Origin of the sequence: Aequorivita sp. Q41, assembly GCF_039831855.1 — a bacterium.
In the GTDB taxonomy this organism is placed as follows: Bacteria; Bacteroidota; Bacteroidia; order Flavobacteriales; family Flavobacteriaceae; genus Aequorivita.
Genome location: NZ_JBDPMS010000001.1, coordinates 1,608,921 through 1,625,246, shown reverse-complemented (window position 1 = coordinate 1,625,246; position 16,326 = coordinate 1,608,921). Strand labels below are relative to the sequence as shown.

General features: G+C 35.5%; 13 protein-coding genes and 1 tRNA gene. 7 read left to right on the top strand and 7 right to left on the bottom strand.

The annotated features are described in order from the left end of the window. The 4 genes from ABJ955_RS07405 to ABJ955_RS07390 form a co-directional block, all read right to left on the bottom strand. Entirely contained in the window at positions 1–1,257 is a 1,257-nt protein-coding gene (locus ABJ955_RS07405) for a type II toxin-antitoxin system HipA family toxin (protein ID WP_347373958.1), read from the bottom strand. Positions 1,258–1,260: 3 nt separating this feature from the next. Continuing rightward, positions 1,261–1,548, bottom strand: coding sequence for a helix-turn-helix transcriptional regulator (locus ABJ955_RS07400; protein ID WP_347373957.1), 288 nt, complete (start codon positions 1,546–1,548; stop codon positions 1,261–1,263). Positions 1,549–1,666: 118 nt separating this feature from the next. Beyond that, positions 1,667–3,463, bottom strand: a complete 1,797-nt coding sequence (locus ABJ955_RS07395) for a ParB/RepB/Spo0J family partition protein (protein WP_347373956.1) — start codon at positions 3,461–3,463, stop codon at positions 1,667–1,669. Between the two features lie 383 nt (positions 3,464–3,846). Then, positions 3,847–3,928: transfer RNA gene (locus ABJ955_RS07390), tRNA-Leu, on the bottom strand. A 269-nt stretch (positions 3,929–4,197) separates the two neighbouring features. On the opposite strand from ABJ955_RS07390, the gene ABJ955_RS07385 reads away from it, so the two are divergent. Next, positions 4,198–5,586, top strand: coding sequence for a dipeptidase (locus ABJ955_RS07385; protein ID WP_347373955.1), 1,389 nt, complete (start codon positions 4,198–4,200; stop codon positions 5,584–5,586). 45 nt (positions 5,587–5,631) lie between these two features. Here ABJ955_RS07385 and ABJ955_RS07380 read toward each other — a convergent pair whose 3' ends face one another. Next, positions 5,632–6,207 (bottom strand): PhnA domain-containing protein, encoded by a 576-nt coding sequence (locus ABJ955_RS07380; protein WP_347373954.1) that lies wholly within the window; start codon positions 6,205–6,207, stop codon positions 5,632–5,634. A 161-nt stretch (positions 6,208–6,368) separates the two neighbouring features. On the opposite strand from ABJ955_RS07380, the gene ABJ955_RS07375 reads away from it, so the two are divergent. Together ABJ955_RS07375 and ABJ955_RS07370 are read left to right on the top strand one after the other, a co-directional pair. Next, the gene (locus tag ABJ955_RS07375; RefSeq protein ID WP_347373953.1) at positions 6,369–6,734 is read left to right on the top strand and encodes a BlaI/MecI/CopY family transcriptional regulator; all 366 of its coding nucleotides are present in this window, start codon (positions 6,369–6,371) and stop codon (positions 6,732–6,734) included. Between the two features lie 2 nt (positions 6,735–6,736). Further along, positions 6,737–8,386 (top strand): M56 family metallopeptidase, encoded by a 1,650-nt coding sequence (locus tag ABJ955_RS07370; protein WP_347373952.1) that lies wholly within the window; start codon positions 6,737–6,739, stop codon positions 8,384–8,386. Between the two features lie 77 nt (positions 8,387–8,463). Here the strand turns inward: ABJ955_RS07370 and ABJ955_RS07365 are convergent, their stop codons facing one another. Next, positions 8,464–10,398, bottom strand: coding sequence for a M1 family metallopeptidase (locus ABJ955_RS07365; protein WP_347374376.1), 1,935 nt, complete (start codon positions 10,396–10,398; stop codon positions 8,464–8,466). Between the two features lie 315 nt (positions 10,399–10,713). On the opposite strand from ABJ955_RS07365, the gene ABJ955_RS07360 reads away from it, so the two are divergent. From ABJ955_RS07360 to ABJ955_RS07345, 4 genes are all read left to right on the top strand, one after another. Beyond that, positions 10,714–11,016, top strand: a complete 303-nt coding sequence (locus tag ABJ955_RS07360) for a hypothetical protein (RefSeq protein WP_347373951.1) — start codon at positions 10,714–10,716, stop codon at positions 11,014–11,016. Between the two features lie 81 nt (positions 11,017–11,097). Continuing rightward, positions 11,098–11,895, top strand: coding sequence for an MbnP family protein (locus ABJ955_RS07355; RefSeq protein ID WP_347373950.1), 798 nt, complete (start codon positions 11,098–11,100; stop codon positions 11,893–11,895). Between the two features lie 80 nt (positions 11,896–11,975). After that, the gene (locus tag ABJ955_RS07350) at positions 11,976–13,019 is read left to right on the top strand and encodes a cytochrome c peroxidase (RefSeq protein WP_347373949.1); all 1,044 of its coding nucleotides are present in this window, start codon (positions 11,976–11,978) and stop codon (positions 13,017–13,019) included. Next, positions 12,982–14,016 (top strand): hypothetical protein, encoded by a 1,035-nt coding sequence (locus ABJ955_RS07345; RefSeq protein ID WP_347373948.1) that lies wholly within the window; start codon positions 12,982–12,984, stop codon positions 14,014–14,016. Before ABJ955_RS07350 ends, ABJ955_RS07345 begins: the two co-directional genes overlap by 38 nt. Before the next feature lie 55 nt (positions 14,017–14,071). On the opposite strand, the gene ABJ955_RS07340 is transcribed toward ABJ955_RS07345, so the two are convergent. After that, the gene (locus tag ABJ955_RS07340; RefSeq protein WP_347373947.1) at positions 14,072–15,811 is read right to left on the bottom strand and encodes a T9SS type A sorting domain-containing protein; all 1,740 of its coding nucleotides are present in this window, start codon (positions 15,809–15,811) and stop codon (positions 14,072–14,074) included. Positions 15,812–16,326: the final 515 nt, after the last annotated feature.

The following is a 16,326-nucleotide window of genomic DNA, read 5'->3' as shown; positions in this document are numbered from 1 at the left end:
CTAAATTTCAGTTTTAAAAGCTGGTTCCATCAAGAGCTGTTCTTTGTTAGAAATTCCTATTTTCTTGGCAATCGATTTCCAATCTTTAACTATGGTAACAACTTCATTGATTATAGTATCCATTTCGTCTTCACTTAAGCGAAAAAATTCCCCAACACTTTTTGCAAGTTCAAAGTCAAGTGCATTATCATCGGTATCTATGTTGAGTGCTAATCCGTCCTTTTCAATTGAAGGGTTTAAGTCGTACGCTGGCGAAAGTTCCCAACCTTTTTCATTGAGAATAAAACCGTGGTTTCGCAGGTGGTCGTCAGTATTTGATACTGCAATATTGAAAATAATTCTACGCCATAATTGATGTAAATTTTCTTCTACATTCGTTCCATAATTCTCAATCACATCGACAATATCTAAATAGCTCGGCGATAAATACTTTAATGTTTCTTCCGTGTTTCCGGTCATAGTCATAGCAGATGCAAAGTGGATGCGACCATCATTTTTGCGGTCAAATCTTTTTGTGAGAAAGGTGTGATATTGGCCAGCTATCATTTCAATTTTTGATTCTGCCATTTCTATACCACAACTAGTCGCAAGTTTATAGGCAAGGAATTCCCAAGCAGCCTTATCTACCGTGTCTGTTTTTGAAGGAAACTTTGCAATCCAAAGACTCTTATCCTTACCTAAAATATTCGCTTTTGGTCTTGCGCCACCCAAAGAAGAACCTGGTGCTATAAGTACAGCTATCCATTGGCGTACCGCATTGTTCTGCGTATCACTTTCCAAATGATTGACAGCTTCTTGTAAATCCCCAAGGGATGACCAGGGTGGTGTTGGGTTTTGGTCATCATTGTCTAAAAACGGGCCATCTGGGTCTGTCTTAAACCGTAACGCACCCATTCGGCTTTCATCGTAAACACCTAGTAGAAAATCTATTTCATAAAGGGTTCTTGCCTTCTCGTTACGAGCTCTGGCATCTTGTGCTTCGCGACGTTTCATCAAGGTCTTACCCCAAGTATCGGGCATACTGTCCAAAAATATTCCAAAGTTTTCTTTATCCGTAGGATATTGAGGCCCTGAATAAAATGCAATATCTGGGTCGAGCAATTGATACAAACCCTTCTCTAACCATTCCTTATCGTATTCAAAACTGAATGATTTTTTCGCTTTCGCAAAATGGGCGGAAAGAACACCTATCTGCACAGGTCCATTTAGCCCTATCCAGTCCGCATATACATAGATATCAAATTTGCCTTCTGCCATAATCTATAGTAAATCTAAGTCTTGTAGTTTACGACCGAATTCGTCATCTAGGGCGATTTTTGAAAAATCACTTTCGAGATTGAGCACTTTTAGCACATTGAAATAAATGCCTATAGCAACAGCTGGGTCGCCTTTTTCAACTCGGTGCAATGTGGCACGATGTATTCCAGCTCGTTCAGATACCTGCTCTGCGGTCAACTTTCTGCGCTTGCGCGCAAGCTTGATATTTTCGCCAATACCATCAAATATTTTTTGATACTTGGGAAGTATCAGCGCTTTTTTAGAATTCATAAAGTCGTTTATTTACGACAAATATAATATTTTTGTTGTTAATAAGCGACATTTAATGGTTTTTAGAATAAAAAAAAGAGCCAGCACGAATGCTGACCCTTCCTTCAAACAACAAAAGCTACTCGTTGAGTTCCTGAATTTGCTTTTCAAGGACTGCTATTCGCTCTTTCAAACGTGTTTCACGCTTGTCTCTTTTTTCGGAATATTGCTTCTCTATATCGGCAATTTTGGTTTTATAATAGCCTTGCATTGCATTATAGAATGAAATGTTCGCTAGATTATTTACGTGATTACTTTCGCCAAAATGCACTTGCTTCGTTATGATATACCGTATCAATTTGTGAAAGATTTCTTTTTTAAACTTCTTTTTGAAATTTTCGACAATTTCCACATGTGTCATCTTGGACGTATTGCCCAATAATTTTGAAAAGAATCTTTGTCGTCCAACATAGTCCACATTGTTTTCATATAGTGTTAATGAGAAAGCAATCATTTCATCTACCGAAAGTGCTTTCTTGGTATCGATGTATTTCGTTTCTCGAATCATCTGAACGATTTCCTCTAACTGCTTGTTGTTTTCAATATGTTTTTTGCGAGTTTCACGTTCCTTGATTTTCACTATTTGTTCATCAGGTAAACAATCAGCCATTTTTCTATTGGCCAGCGGTACAGAACGTACTTCTGAATCATCGTCCGTTTCCTCATTAATTTTCACAAATACTTCTTTGTGCAAGTAAGATTCTGGATGGAATACGATACCATTTACAAAACCATTTTCCTCAGCTGAATTGTATATTACAAATTTTTCTTTGTACGTCTCGATGGCTTCATCCAGTTCTTCTTTCAATTGCTTTTCGGTATAATCATAATTACGATATTCTTCCTTGATTGTTTCTAAAGTAGGTTCAATCGGTTTTTCGATAATTTCAACATCATCCAGAAGATATACCTTCAATTTACTTTTTTCTAATTGAGAAATGACTAGCTGATTGCTTTCGTCTTCTGCCCAATATTTTCGTATCTCTGGAATCAGCAGCATATTTTCCTTTTTTGATTTTTCAATTAAGTTCAAGAATGACTTATTTTTCTTGGTTTCGTAACAAGCTGATTTAGTACAGACCATTTTTCCATCGCCAAACAAATTTCCTTGATTTGCCGCATTGAACGGACACTCATTACAAGCTCCAGCTTTGGCTACCAGTTTTTTCTCAGCTACATCAAAAGGTGCTTTCTCTAAATCATAGGCTTGGTCTTTTATCATCTTGTTAATTTGATGAACGTTGAAATCTTCGCCCATTGTTTCCAACATCATTTGTTGTTCCTCAGGCTCAAAAAGTGCAACACCTACTCCTAATGAAATGGTCATTTTTCCATTACGTACATAAGTCTTAAAACCCTCTATGAGTCCTGCTAATTTTAATCTTTGACGAATAAAATTGTCGCTTCGCCCTAATCGTTTTGCAATTTCTGATGGCAAATACTTTTCACTTAAATACGTAATGGCATCAGCTTCCTCAGTAGGCTCTACATCCTGTCTCTGAAGATTTTCGATTATTTGGACTTCCAGAAGATCGTTATTCGCATATTCCCTTACAATACACGGTATGGTTTTCTTTCCTGCCATTTTACTGGCACGATAGCGACGTTCTCCCATTACGATTATATAATTGTTATTCGATTTTCTAACCGTTATTGGTTGCAATACACCGTGCTTTTCAATACTCTCTGAAAGCCCTTTTAAAAGTGTTTCATTATAGGTCTTTCTGGGTTGTGATGGATCTGCAACTATCTTGTCAATATTAAGATTCAGAATTTCCAGACCGATTGTTGGTTTAGTCAATTTCTCTTTGACCTCATTCTTAACTGTAATGGTTGTTTTCCCACCTTTTCTGGTACTACTTGCTTTTGTTGTCATAATACTTAAATTTTAGATTAAACAATATTTAAGCAGAACCCAAACGGAAGATAAAATCTTAGCTCAAAAGGAAACGGAATAAATAAGCAAGGGAAAGAGCGGTGGCTTTATGCCGTAGTCTTTTGATGGAAGTATTTTACGAGTTTAAATTGCGGTTATATTGTATGATAATAAACTCCCCCTTACGAAGAATTAAGGCTGTGGTTTAATCAAAATTTATTATTCTAATAGTAAATTCATAAGGATTAAAACCAATTATAGACATTTGACATCATTACAAATGTTGTCCTAAAAATACCAAAATGTTGTACCTATGTTGTACCTGACATTTTTTTCGACTGGATTTTAAACAAAAAAAGCCGAAGAGAAATCTTCGGCTTTTGTACGGGCGGGGAGACTCGAACTCCCACACCTCGCGGCATCAGATCCTAAGTCTGACGTGTCTACCAATTCCACCACGCCCGCATTTTAATATTTTAACACTAAAAATTAGGTTTAATCCTAAGTCTAGCGTGTCTACCAATTCCACCACGCCTGCATAAAATTCTTTTACAACACTTAGAACATATCGTAAAAGGAGTGCAAATATAAACAAGATTTACAATTTACAAACTATAAGTTTTCAGAAAATTTAATTTTATCTTAAATCAACGTTAAACTCCATATGCATTTTATCGCAACCCATTTTGTTTCAGTGGGGTTTTGTACCTTAGCCAATCTTGAAAATTTACAAAATGAAAAGTGCAAAATCTTACATTGAAAAAAACAAAGAACGATTTTTAGACGAATTGGTAGCGTTGTTGAAAATACCTTCCATCAGCGCCGATTCTGCATATAAAAATGACGTTTTAAAAACTGCTGAAGCAGTAAAAATCCAATTAAAAAAAGCGGGTTGCGATACCGTTGAAATATGCGAAACTCCAGGGTATCCAATTGTTTATGGCGAAAAAATCATAGACAAAAACCTGCCAACCATTCTTGTTTACGGCCATTACGATGTGCAACCACCAGATCCTATAGATTTATGGGACAGCCCACCGTTTGAACCCGTAATTAAAAAAACCGAATTGCATCCCGAAGGAGCAATATTTGCTAGAGGTAGCTGTGACGATAAAGGCCAAATGTATATGCACGTTAAGGCTTTAGAATATATGACCCAAACAAATCAGTTACCCTGTAACGTAAAATTTATGATTGAGGGTGAAGAAGAAGTGGGCAGCAGCAGCTTGGGCTGGTTTATAGAAAGAAACCGCGAAAAGCTTGCCAACGATGTTATTTTAATTAGCGACACGGGAATGATTGCCCCAGACGTACCGTCAATAACTACAGGGCTTCGCGGTTTAAGCTATGTAGAAGTAGAAGTAACTGGTCCTAATCGCGATTTACACAGCGGCCTATACGGTGGCGCCGTGGCAAACCCAATTAATGTTCTTACAAAAATGATTGCTTCACTTCACGATGAAGACAATCATATTACCATTCCTGGCTTTTATGACGATGTAGAAATCCTTTCAACTGAAGAAAGAGAAAAAATGGCTGAAGCTCCTTTTAGTCTAGACAATTATAAAAAAGCATTAGATATAGATGCTGTTTATGGCGAAAAAGGATATAGTACAAACGAACGGAATTCTATACGCCCTACCTTAGACGTAAACGGTATTTGGGGAGGTTATATAGGCGAAGGTGCCAAAACGGTAATTGCAAGTAAAGCCTACGCAAAAATTAGTATGCGATTGGTACCAGACCAAGATTGGAAAAAAATTACAGAGCTATTTACTAAGCATTTTGAAAGTATTGCACCCCAAGGTGTACGTGTAGAAGTAAAACCACATCACGGTGGGCAAGCTTATGTTACTCCTATAGATAGCTTAGGCTATAAAGCTGCCGAAAAAGCCTACGAAGAAACCTTTGGAAAAACACCTATTCCACAGCGTAGTGGTGGTAGTATTCCTATTGTGGCACTTTTTGAGAAAGAATTAAAGAGTAAAACAATTTTAATGGGCTTCGGCTTAGACAGTGATGCCATCCACTCTCCTAACGAGCACTTTGGCGTATGGAATTACCTAAAAGGAATTGAAACTATCCCTCAGTTCTACCATTATTTTACGGAAATGAGCAAATAATATTTTACCACTTTTGACCTCCCCTTTGGGGAGGCCAGAAGAGGTTTACAATTTCTTTACATAGTCGGTAATAATAACAATCTGCTGACCGTCTACTTTTCCTTCTATATATTTTTCGTTTTCGTGATCTAGCGAAATTCTGCGTACAGCCGTACCTTGTTTTGCAACCATACTACTTCCCTTCACTTTTAAGTCTTTTATAAGAACCACAGAATCGCCTGCTTCAAGAACATGACCATTACTATCGCGGTGTATTAAAGCTTTTCCAGTGTTTTCCTCTAGACCCGCTTTTGCCCATTCAGTAGTTTCTTCATCTAAGTACATCATATCTAGCAAGTCTTGCGGCCAACCTTCAGCTTTTAACCTATTTAACATACGCCAAGCTACAACCTGTACTGCAGGAACTGTACTCCACATACTATCGTTTAAACAACGCCAATGATTAGGATCTACTTTTTCAGCATCTTCAATTTGCTCTTTACAAGTGTTGCATATTAAAATACTTACGTCTCCAACATTTGTTGGCGAATTTGGAACTTCAAACACAGTAAGATTATTTTCAGTACTGCATAATTCGCATTTGTTTCCACTTCGCTCTTGTAATTGTTTTTCTGTACTCATATTGTAAAATTTTGGCAAATATAAGATTTTCTGCATACCGACAGCCCAATCATAAACTAGCCCGCTTACATTTATAATGAGTTAAAATAAAAAAACGACTCTACATTTGTAGAATTAAAATATTTGTTCTACGTTTGTAGAGTTAGTTTTAAAATACAAGTATGACCCTCTCCAACGCCGAAGAACAATTAATGCAATTTCTCTGGAAAAAAGAACAGGCTTTTATGAAAGATTTAATAGAAGCATATCCAGAGCCAAAACCTGCAACTACAACCGTAGCAACACTTTTAAAAAGAATGCAGGATAAAAATTTTGTAGATTACAAACAAATTGGGCGTTCGCGAGAGTACTTTCCACTAGTGAAAAAGAAAGATTATTTCTCAAAACACGTAAATGGTTTGATTAAAAACTTCTTCAATAATAGTCCGTCGCAATTTGCTTCATTTTTTACTGAAGAAACCAATCTTAGCAAAAAAGAGCTGGAAGCGCTAAAAGCGCTAATAGATTCTGAAATTAAAAAGAAATAATTATGGAAATCTATCTTTTAAAAGCTACCGCTTGCCTTGGTTTGTTCTTCGCTTTTTACAAGCTCGTATTGGAGAACATATCCATTCACAATTTTAAGCGCTTTTATTTATTGGGCAGTTTAGCAGCCGCATTTATAATTCCAATTATAACATTTACTACCTATGTAGAGGTTTCGCCTAGCATTCCGGTTTACACAGAAAATATTCCTATTCAATTTATTACTGAAACCGAAGCAACCACCAACTATTGGCAGCTTGTACTGTGGTCTGTTTACGGTCTGGGAGTTTTGTTTTTTAGTGTGAAATTTTTCAGAAATCTATTCCGTTTAATTCATAAAATCCGAAAAAATTCGAAATACCGAAACAGCAGCTTTATACACGTACTTTTAAATGAAACTGTGATTCCGCATACTTTTTTCAACTATATATTACTGAATAAACAGCAGTTTGAAAGCCATAAAATACCTGCGGAAGTACTGCTTCACGAGGAAACGCATGCACGCCAAAAACACAGTTTAGACATCGTTATTGTAGAACTATTGCAGATTGTATTTTGGTTTAATCCGTTAATCTACTTTATAAAGAAAAGCATCAAACTGAATCACGAATTTCTTGCAGACGGTGCGGTATTAAAAGCAGGTGCAGAAACTTCAGCGTATCAAAAATTGTTATTAGCATTCTCATCTCCCGATAGCTATCGAGACGCCTATACGCCCTCATTGGCACATTCAATCAATTATTCATCAATCAAAAAACGTTTTACAGTTATGAAAACACACACTTCAAAAAGAGCTATTTGGCTTCGAAGTTTATTGCTACTACCATTAGTTTCATTTTTAATCTATGGTTTTAGCACGAATGAAATTATAGAAAAGGAAACTACAGATGTAAATAATCAACAGCAGTTAATTCAGCAAAAAGCCAGCGAAGCAGAACTTGCCGAATACAACAAATTAGCTAAAAGTTACAACGCAGTCGCTATTGAAAAACGAATCATAAAAAAGAAGGATTTAGAACGTCTAGAAATAATTTACAAAAAAATGAGTGATGCTCAAAAAGCAAAGGCACAACCTTTTACAGAGTGCGATTGTCCGTCTCCAGTTGATTCTAAAACAGAGGAAAATAAAAAATTCAGAGAAGCAACTTATTATTTCAAAGGAAAAAAAATATCTTATAACAAAGCAAACGAATTAATGAATAATAATACTAATTTAGGTATTTATGTAGGCAAACCAGGAAATCAAATAGACACCATTCATTTATATGAAGAACCATTTGATATAAAGAAAATTTCAATTCCAATTCATCCTAAAGTAATCATTACAGAAAAAACAGCTTCAGGTGTAAAGCCACCAAAAACTCCAAAGGCTCCAAAAGTTAAAAAAGGAGAGAAAAGTGACATTCCACCACCGCCGCCAGCTCCCAAAGCACCTTCAGCGGAAAACGGAAATTTATACACCCCAGCCCAAGCGCCACCACCGCCAAATTCAAACACTATAGAATACGTTAAAGAACTTGGTAAAAGAGGAGCTACTTTCTACATTGGCCCACATAAATACAACACAGAAGAAGCCCTAGAACTAGTTAAAAAAAGTAAGGACGCAACTATAGATGTAAGCAATTATCCAAAGGTGATTTTGGGCGGCTGCTAAGCATAATTACAGTAAATATTTAATAAAAAGCCTCTAAATTTTACAATTTAGAGGCTTTTTTAAAATGCTTATTCGGCTTATAGTTTATTCCAAGTATCGTTTAAAAAATTAACGTCTGGAACGATTTTATCTGGATCTAAAACCACGCGTTGCACTTGTTTTGTGCTTCTCAATAAATGAGACCAGCTATTAGTACGTTGCCATATTTCTACAGGAAGCTCCACAATTTCTGAAGTGTTATCTGCAAAAATAACCTGAAGCTTTACAGGCATAGGTATTTCACCTTTATTTTCAAGAGTAATTAGTGAATTGCCCTGATAAGCTTTCACATCTACAATACCAATATCTATATTTCCATTACCGTAAAACCAACCTTTCCAAAACCACGAAAGGTCCTCGCCTACTACATTTTCTATATGGTTAAAAAAGTCGTTAGGCTGTGGGTGTTTATACGCCCAAGTTTCAATATAACTTTTAAAAGCATTGTCAAAACGCTCTGGTTTCAAAATATATTCACGAAGCAAATACAATCCTGCTGCAGGCTTGTAATATGCGGTATACGCTAGGTTTCTAGCATTTGTCATATCTGGATAAGTGTCAATTCCTTCACGACTATCCATAGTAAGGTAACCTATTAAACTTCTAGGGCTGCTAGATCTGGTAGGGAATTCGCCATTATTAAACGCTTCGGTACTATAGTGATTTATAAAAATATTCAAGCCTTCGTCCATCCAAGCATAGCGACGTTCGTTACTACCAACTATCATAGGGAACCAATTATGACCAAACTCGTGGTCTGTAACTCCCCAAAGGTCTTCCCCTTTGCTTTGGTAATGACAGAAACTCACAGCTGGATATTCCATTCCGCCCACACTAGCCGCAACGTTAATTGCTGTGTGATACGGATAAGGGTAATAGTTATTAGAATAAAATTCTACAGAGGCTTTTGAAAATTCAGTAGAGCGCGACCAAGCATTTTCGCCATCGCTTTCCTTTGGGTAAACAGACTGTGCTAGCCCGGTTTTTCCTTCGCCAAGGTTCATTTTGGCTGCATCCCAAATAAATGCTTTTGAAGCTGCCCAAGCCACATCGCGAGTGTTTTCCATCTTAAAATGCCAGGTAAGTGTACCATTTGTTTTAAGATGTGCTTTTGGAGTACCCACTTCTTCTGGTTTGATTATATAAACTGTCTTATCGCTTTTCTCCGCTTTTGCCCAACGGTCTTGTTGTTCTTTTGTAAGTACATCTTTAGGGTTCTGTAACACGCCAGAGCAAACAACAGTCTGGTTTGCAGCAGCTGTAATTTTTACATCGTAGTTTCCATATTCGCAATAAAACTCGCCAGCACCTAAATACGGATCTGTATTCCATCCTAATACATCGTCAAAAACAGCTACTCGCGGGTACCATTGCGCCAAAGCGTAAATAGTACCGTCGTTTACCTCTAAACGCCCCATACGGTCCATTCCTTCAACTGGAATTTTATACTTAAAGTTCATTGTAATCGCTACTTCGCCACCCTTAGCCGCCAAGGGTTTGTCTAACCACAACTGCATACGAGTATCTGTAATTATATATTTTGAAGAAGTACCCGTTTTGGTTGTAGCCGAAACAGTACTCAACTCATAACCGCCTTCTACATCGCCACTATAACGACTGCCTTGTACTGAGGTGGTTAAGGTACCGCGAGAATCTTCAGTGAAACGGTTTTGTTCTAAATACAACCAAATAAAGTCTAATGTTTCGGGGCTGTTGTTAGTGTAATTAATAGTTACACTTCCAGATACCGTATGATTTTTATCGTCTAAGGTTACATCTAGCTTGTAATCGGCTGCGTTTTGCCAGTATTCTGGCCCCGGTTTCCCCGAAGCAGTGCGATATACATTTCCTTGTCTGTACGAAACATTATCGAATAAATGCTGATTGTTTGAATGTGTTTCTTGTGCCTTTGTTGCAAAAGAAAAAGTAAAAATTAGCAGGAGTAACGAAATGCTGCTGAAAGAATATTTCATCATATTAAATTTTATAAAAAAGGAATCACGAAGGTACTAAATGAGATTTGAAAATAGTACTAAAACTACCTTTTTTGAAATTGTGAAACAATCCATAATAGTATAAATTTTCCTACATAAATAATAGAAATGTCTGATTTTTTCATTTTAGAAAATGAGCGTATCATAAAAAACAGTTTTAACAGATAACAACGATTTTTAATTATTAAATTTGCGGAAAATTACAGCAGCCTGAAAAACATTTTTTTATATATATTATTACTTTCCTTTTCATTTAGGCCACTATTTTTTGTTTCAAATGTGCTCTATTACCAATTGAATATTGATTACATTATTGAGACTTATTGTATTAATAAAGACAAACCAGAACTACAATGTAATGGTAAATGTCACTTATCAGAAAAGCTTCAAATTGTTTCTTCAGAAAAAAATGACACCCAAAGTAAAGGTGTAACAAATGCTATTTCTGAGTCTTTTTTTCCTGTTTATTTTCAATCTGAAAGCACCTATGCTATAGATACTACGCTTTTTAACACAACTGGACTTCAAAATTTCAACTATTCTAAAAACTACAACTACAGTATAGCGCTCCAGCTTCTTAAACCTCCTATTTCATAAAGTTTATATATAGATTTTTTTTTAACAAGGCTTTAGGTGCTTGCCTAAAATAGCACCCCTATATTTTAAACTTTATAAAAAATGAATACATTAAAAATAGCATTTTTATTAATGCTAAGCTCTGCTATTATATCATGTTCAACTGACGATGATAACACCGAAGACCTAACTGGACACAAAGGACAATTGGTTATAAAATTTGATAATGGTGTTGGCGATCAAGATTTTATTTTCGGAACTTCTTATGAAAAATCTAACGGAGAGTCCTACAAATTGGAGACTTTAAAATACTTAATAAGTAATATAGCATTAACAGATAGCAATGGGAAAACATTTATGTACCCAACTGAAGATAACGTATTTATTATTGATGAAGCAAAAGGGAATAATGCAGGTGAAATCTGGGTAACTCTTGACAATGTTGATGCTGCAGACTATACTTCTATTTCTTTTGGGGTTGGCATAGACCAAGCTCGTTATGAGCTTGGAGCTGACGGGCAAGGAGATTTTTTACAACTTGCAGAGGATGAAGGAATGCTATGGTCTTGGGCCACTGGCTACCGGTTTACAAGATTTGATGGGACTTTTTCATCGAGTACTGTAACAGATCAAGCACTAAACATCCACATGGGAAGTGTTGGCACTTCATTAGACAATTATAGAGCAGTAAGCTTGCCGTTTCCTAATTCGGTACGAGTTAGAACAACAGCAGAACCACAAATTCATATTAAAGCTGATATTGCTAAAGTTTTTGATGGTGCTACTTCTGTAAATTTTATGGACGGTTTTGACCAAGTGCATACAGACCCAGAAACAACACCTATTATTGCAGACAATATCATGGGAATGTTTGAAGTACACCACGTACACAACAATTAATTTTTCATAAAAATTGGAGGCAGGTCGTTTAAAATTTAATTAAAACGACCTGCACCATTTTCTATGTCTAAAACATTTTTATGAAAAAAATATTTATACTATGCACCTTCCTAATTTTTATATCGTGCTCAAAAACCAATAGTGTCGTTGCGTATGAAGCGATACCTATAAATTTTGAAACACCCTCAAATTTTCCGCCAATTCAATACAATTTGGAAAACAACCCTATTACACAAGCGGGTTTTGATTTAGGAAAAAAACTGTTTTATGAAGGGAAATTATCTGCGAATAATTCTATTCCATGTGCTTTTTGCCACGAACAAGCCTTCGCGTTTACACATCATGGACATACATTAAGCCATGGTGTTAATGGCGGTATCGGCTTAAGAAATGCGCAACCAATACAAAATATGGCTTTTCAATCTGAATTTATGTGGGATGGCGCAGCTACACATTTAGACTTACAACCAGTGATCCCTATTACAAGCGAACTTGAAATGGGTGAAACTCTTGGTAATGTAATCCAAAAATTAAAAGATGATACAGCGTATCAAAACGATTTTATTCGTGCTTTTGAAGATGGGGAAATAAATACTGAAAACATGCTAAAAGCACTGTCGCAATTTATGATTATGATGGTAACATCAAACTCAAAATACGACAAGTACAAAAGAAATGAAAGTAATGTTCAGTTTACTCAAATTGAGACCGATGGGATGAATTTATTCAATAATAAATGTGCTACATGCCATGCAACAGATTTGTTTACAGACCAAACCTATAGAAATAATGGCTTACCAATTAACCCAATGCTAAATGACAAAGGACGCTACTCAATTTTTGAAAACCCTAATGACCTATACAAATTCAAGGTTCCGAGTTTACGAAATATTGAAAAAACATATCCATACATGCATGATGGGCGGCTTGCTACGCTTGAAGCTGTGTTGAATTTTTATGACTCCGGAGCTGTGGATAACGGCAATGTAGACCCACTATTGTTACGCCCTGATGGCTCCTACGGAATTTCACTTACTGCATATGAAAAAGAAAGCATTATTGCTTTTTTAAAAACCTTAACTGACAATGAATTTTTACAAGATGAACGATTTTCAGAATATTAAAATAACCCAATTTACGTTTACACTTATACTCCTCCTGCTGGGCTTTGGGAGCGCAAAAGCAAGTATGCATAGTAAAGATACATTAAGCAGTAATTCTTTTCATTTTATTTATTTGGAAGACGACTGCGATTTGTGTGGCTGTACTACAAGCGGTGGTAGCGCTTCTTTTGGCGATTTAAGCCTATCAAACTTTATAGGATTAAGATACATATACCAAAATTTTGAATCGCGAGATGGTATTTTTAATAATTCACCAAAAAGTAAAGAACAGTTTAATACCTACCAAATATGGGGTCGAGTACCTTTGAGTGAATCATTTTTTTTAAGTGCCATTATTCCATATCAAGATTTAACGCGTGATTTTAATAATAGGACAGAACATATAAATGGGCTGGGAGATATAAACATTATGGGCTGGTACCAGTTTAAATTATATAAAAAAAAGCAAGAAACCGCAGGAGAAATGGACTTTGTAGTTGAAAGGGAACGCTCTAACCACACCCTTAATTTTGGTTTAGGACTAAAACTACCCACTGGGGAATTTGAAGAACGTTTATCAGATAAAATCAATCCAGGTTTTCAAGTTGGAACGGGAAGCTTAGATGTTTTTTCAACCCTTGTTTATGGCTACAAAAAAAGCAATGTAGGTTTCGTTACAACATTAGCTTATTATTTAAAAACGGAAAACAAAAACGATTACCGTTTTGGAAATCAGTTTAGTTATGCTGCCGCTACATTTTATGACCTGAATTTTGAAAAAAGCATTCTAAAACCAATGCTTGGTATTTCAGGAGATGTATATGGTTCTATTGAACAGTTTGGAGAAGAATTGGCAGAAACAAATGGTTCTATTTTTAACGGTTCCATTGGTTCTGAATTTGTATCAGGAAAATTTTTATTTGGTGTAAAATACACCCTGCCTATAGATCAAAATCTCTTTGGCGGAAATGTAGAATCCAAAAACAATCTTTCCTTTTATCTTAATTATGCATTATAAATAATATAAGAAAAGGTCGCCCAATTTTTGGGCGACCTATAATCATGGAAACAATTTATTGCACAACTATTTTTTTTGATATTTTACTGTTTGCAGTTTTAATTTTTACTAGATAAACCCCAGCCTCTAATTGATCTGTATTAATGTAATTAGGGTTTGTTGTGGTCATTAATAACTTCCCATCTATCCCTATTAAGGATATTTCCTCAATATTAATTCCAGTTACACTAAAATAATCTTTTGCTGGATTAGGATATACTGATATAGTAGCTATTTCAAAGTTAGAGGTAGAAAGTGTTGACTCTACCATTTCTTCAGATTCATCAGAAAAAAGCTTAGAAGGGTCGATACTTCGTACAGCCCAATAAATAGTTTCTGGCATTTCATCTAACTGAAGCATCCAAGAAGGGGTGTTTACTACATATTTTGCTATTTGGGAACCACCTTCAGAAGTACCTACTCGCAATTCATATAGAAGCCCTTCAACTGGAGTTTTATCATCTGAAGCACCGCTCCAAGAAAACAGTAATTTTTCACCTTCAACCTCCATATTTAATACAGTTGGCGGTTCAGGGTTTACATTGGCAGTGGTTGAAAGGTTTTTAAAAAGTCTCGTTACGCCTGTATAATCACCTGCAAGCTCTGTAAATCCGGAAACTAAAAGGTCTAATTGAGTGTCATTATCTACATCTTCTAAAATAACATAACCTGAACCTCCTATGTGCATCAATCCTGTATTATCAGTTACAACATTAAAAGTTTCATTTGAAGGGTCGAAGATGAATATTTTTGTAAACCCATTGTAATCGTCGTCTTGTCCAATAGTAATAAAATCATTGTAGCCATCGGAATTTAAATCTCCAATTGCAATTGTTTTTGCACCACTAGAATTGGTTGTAGCTTCTGGGGTTAAATCAAGTTCATTAAAAACAAAATCGCCTTGATTAAAGAATACTTTTAAAACAGGATCAAAATTTTCATCTGAACCCTGTGCCACTATATCAAGGAAACCATCTGCGTTGAAATCGGCTATTGCAATGTTTCCTGATCCTAATGATTCAACACTTACAGTTTCTTCTAGTTGCCCTTCGTTATTGATGAATATCTTAAAGAGCGGGTCGTAATTTACATCAACACCTATTTGAATAAAATCTAAAGCATTATCATTATTAAAATCCACTAGATGAACGTTTCCATTCTGAGACCCTTCATTAAGAAGTACAGACTTATCGAAGCTTCCCGCGGTATTTTTATAAATATCTAAAATATTTACAAATCCTGTTCCTTCAATATATTGAGTTCCGTTGGTAATAAAATCTAAACTCCCGTTATTGTCAAAATCACCGTAATTAATCGAGCCAAAAATTTTCCCTATTGCATCATCTTGTAACTCAAAACTATTTCCTGTATTTATATAGGTATACAGTTTATAGTTAACGATGTCGTCATAGCTTAACCCAGTAATTACTAAGTCTAAAAGACCGTCATTGTTTACATCAAAAAGTTTCATGTCTCCTAGATGTAGGGCTTTCTCAATTTCAAAAGAAGTACTTAACGAAAAAGTCCCGCCATCATTTATATATACTTGTGCTATAGTTGTATCTGGCCCGCCACTAGTTGTATCAACAGCACCAGAAATAATCACATCATTATCACCATCATTGTCTATATCGCCGATAGCACTAGATGAAAACCAAAAATCCAGAAAAGGAACGGTGGTTTCTTGAAAAGTTTGGGCTGGGGTTGTACATGTAAAAAATAAAAAAATGAATGTAATACGGATAAAATTAATCATAATTTAAAGGTTTATAGTTATAAAATTTAATTTGAATTAGAAATCGAAAAAAGCTTATTCTTATTTAGACTTATTTAAAATAAGAGCAAAAATATGTAATATAACTATTAAGAAAAAAAGAAATTCTTTAAAATATTTAAACTATAAAACGAAATAATTGTAGCCCCTAAACAATGAGGTAATTACAAACAGGAGTGCTAAAAAAAATCACAAACATTTTTGCGACTATAATGTAAAAAGATGAAAAACGTCTTAATATATTGCAATACATATACTAAAGTAAACACACTTTTCTATAGGAGAGAATTAGTGAAAAATGGATTTTAAGCTATGGGAGAAGTTGAATCTAGTATCCATCCCTATAACAATTAGGAAGAACCCAGGACTCAACTTTACAAACAAAAAAAACCGCTCAGATTCCTGAAAGGTTTTATTAAATAGCGGGAACAGCTCCGAAGCGTCGGAGGAACCTGTGACTACCTATTTTGAAAACAAAAAAACCGCTCAAATTCCTG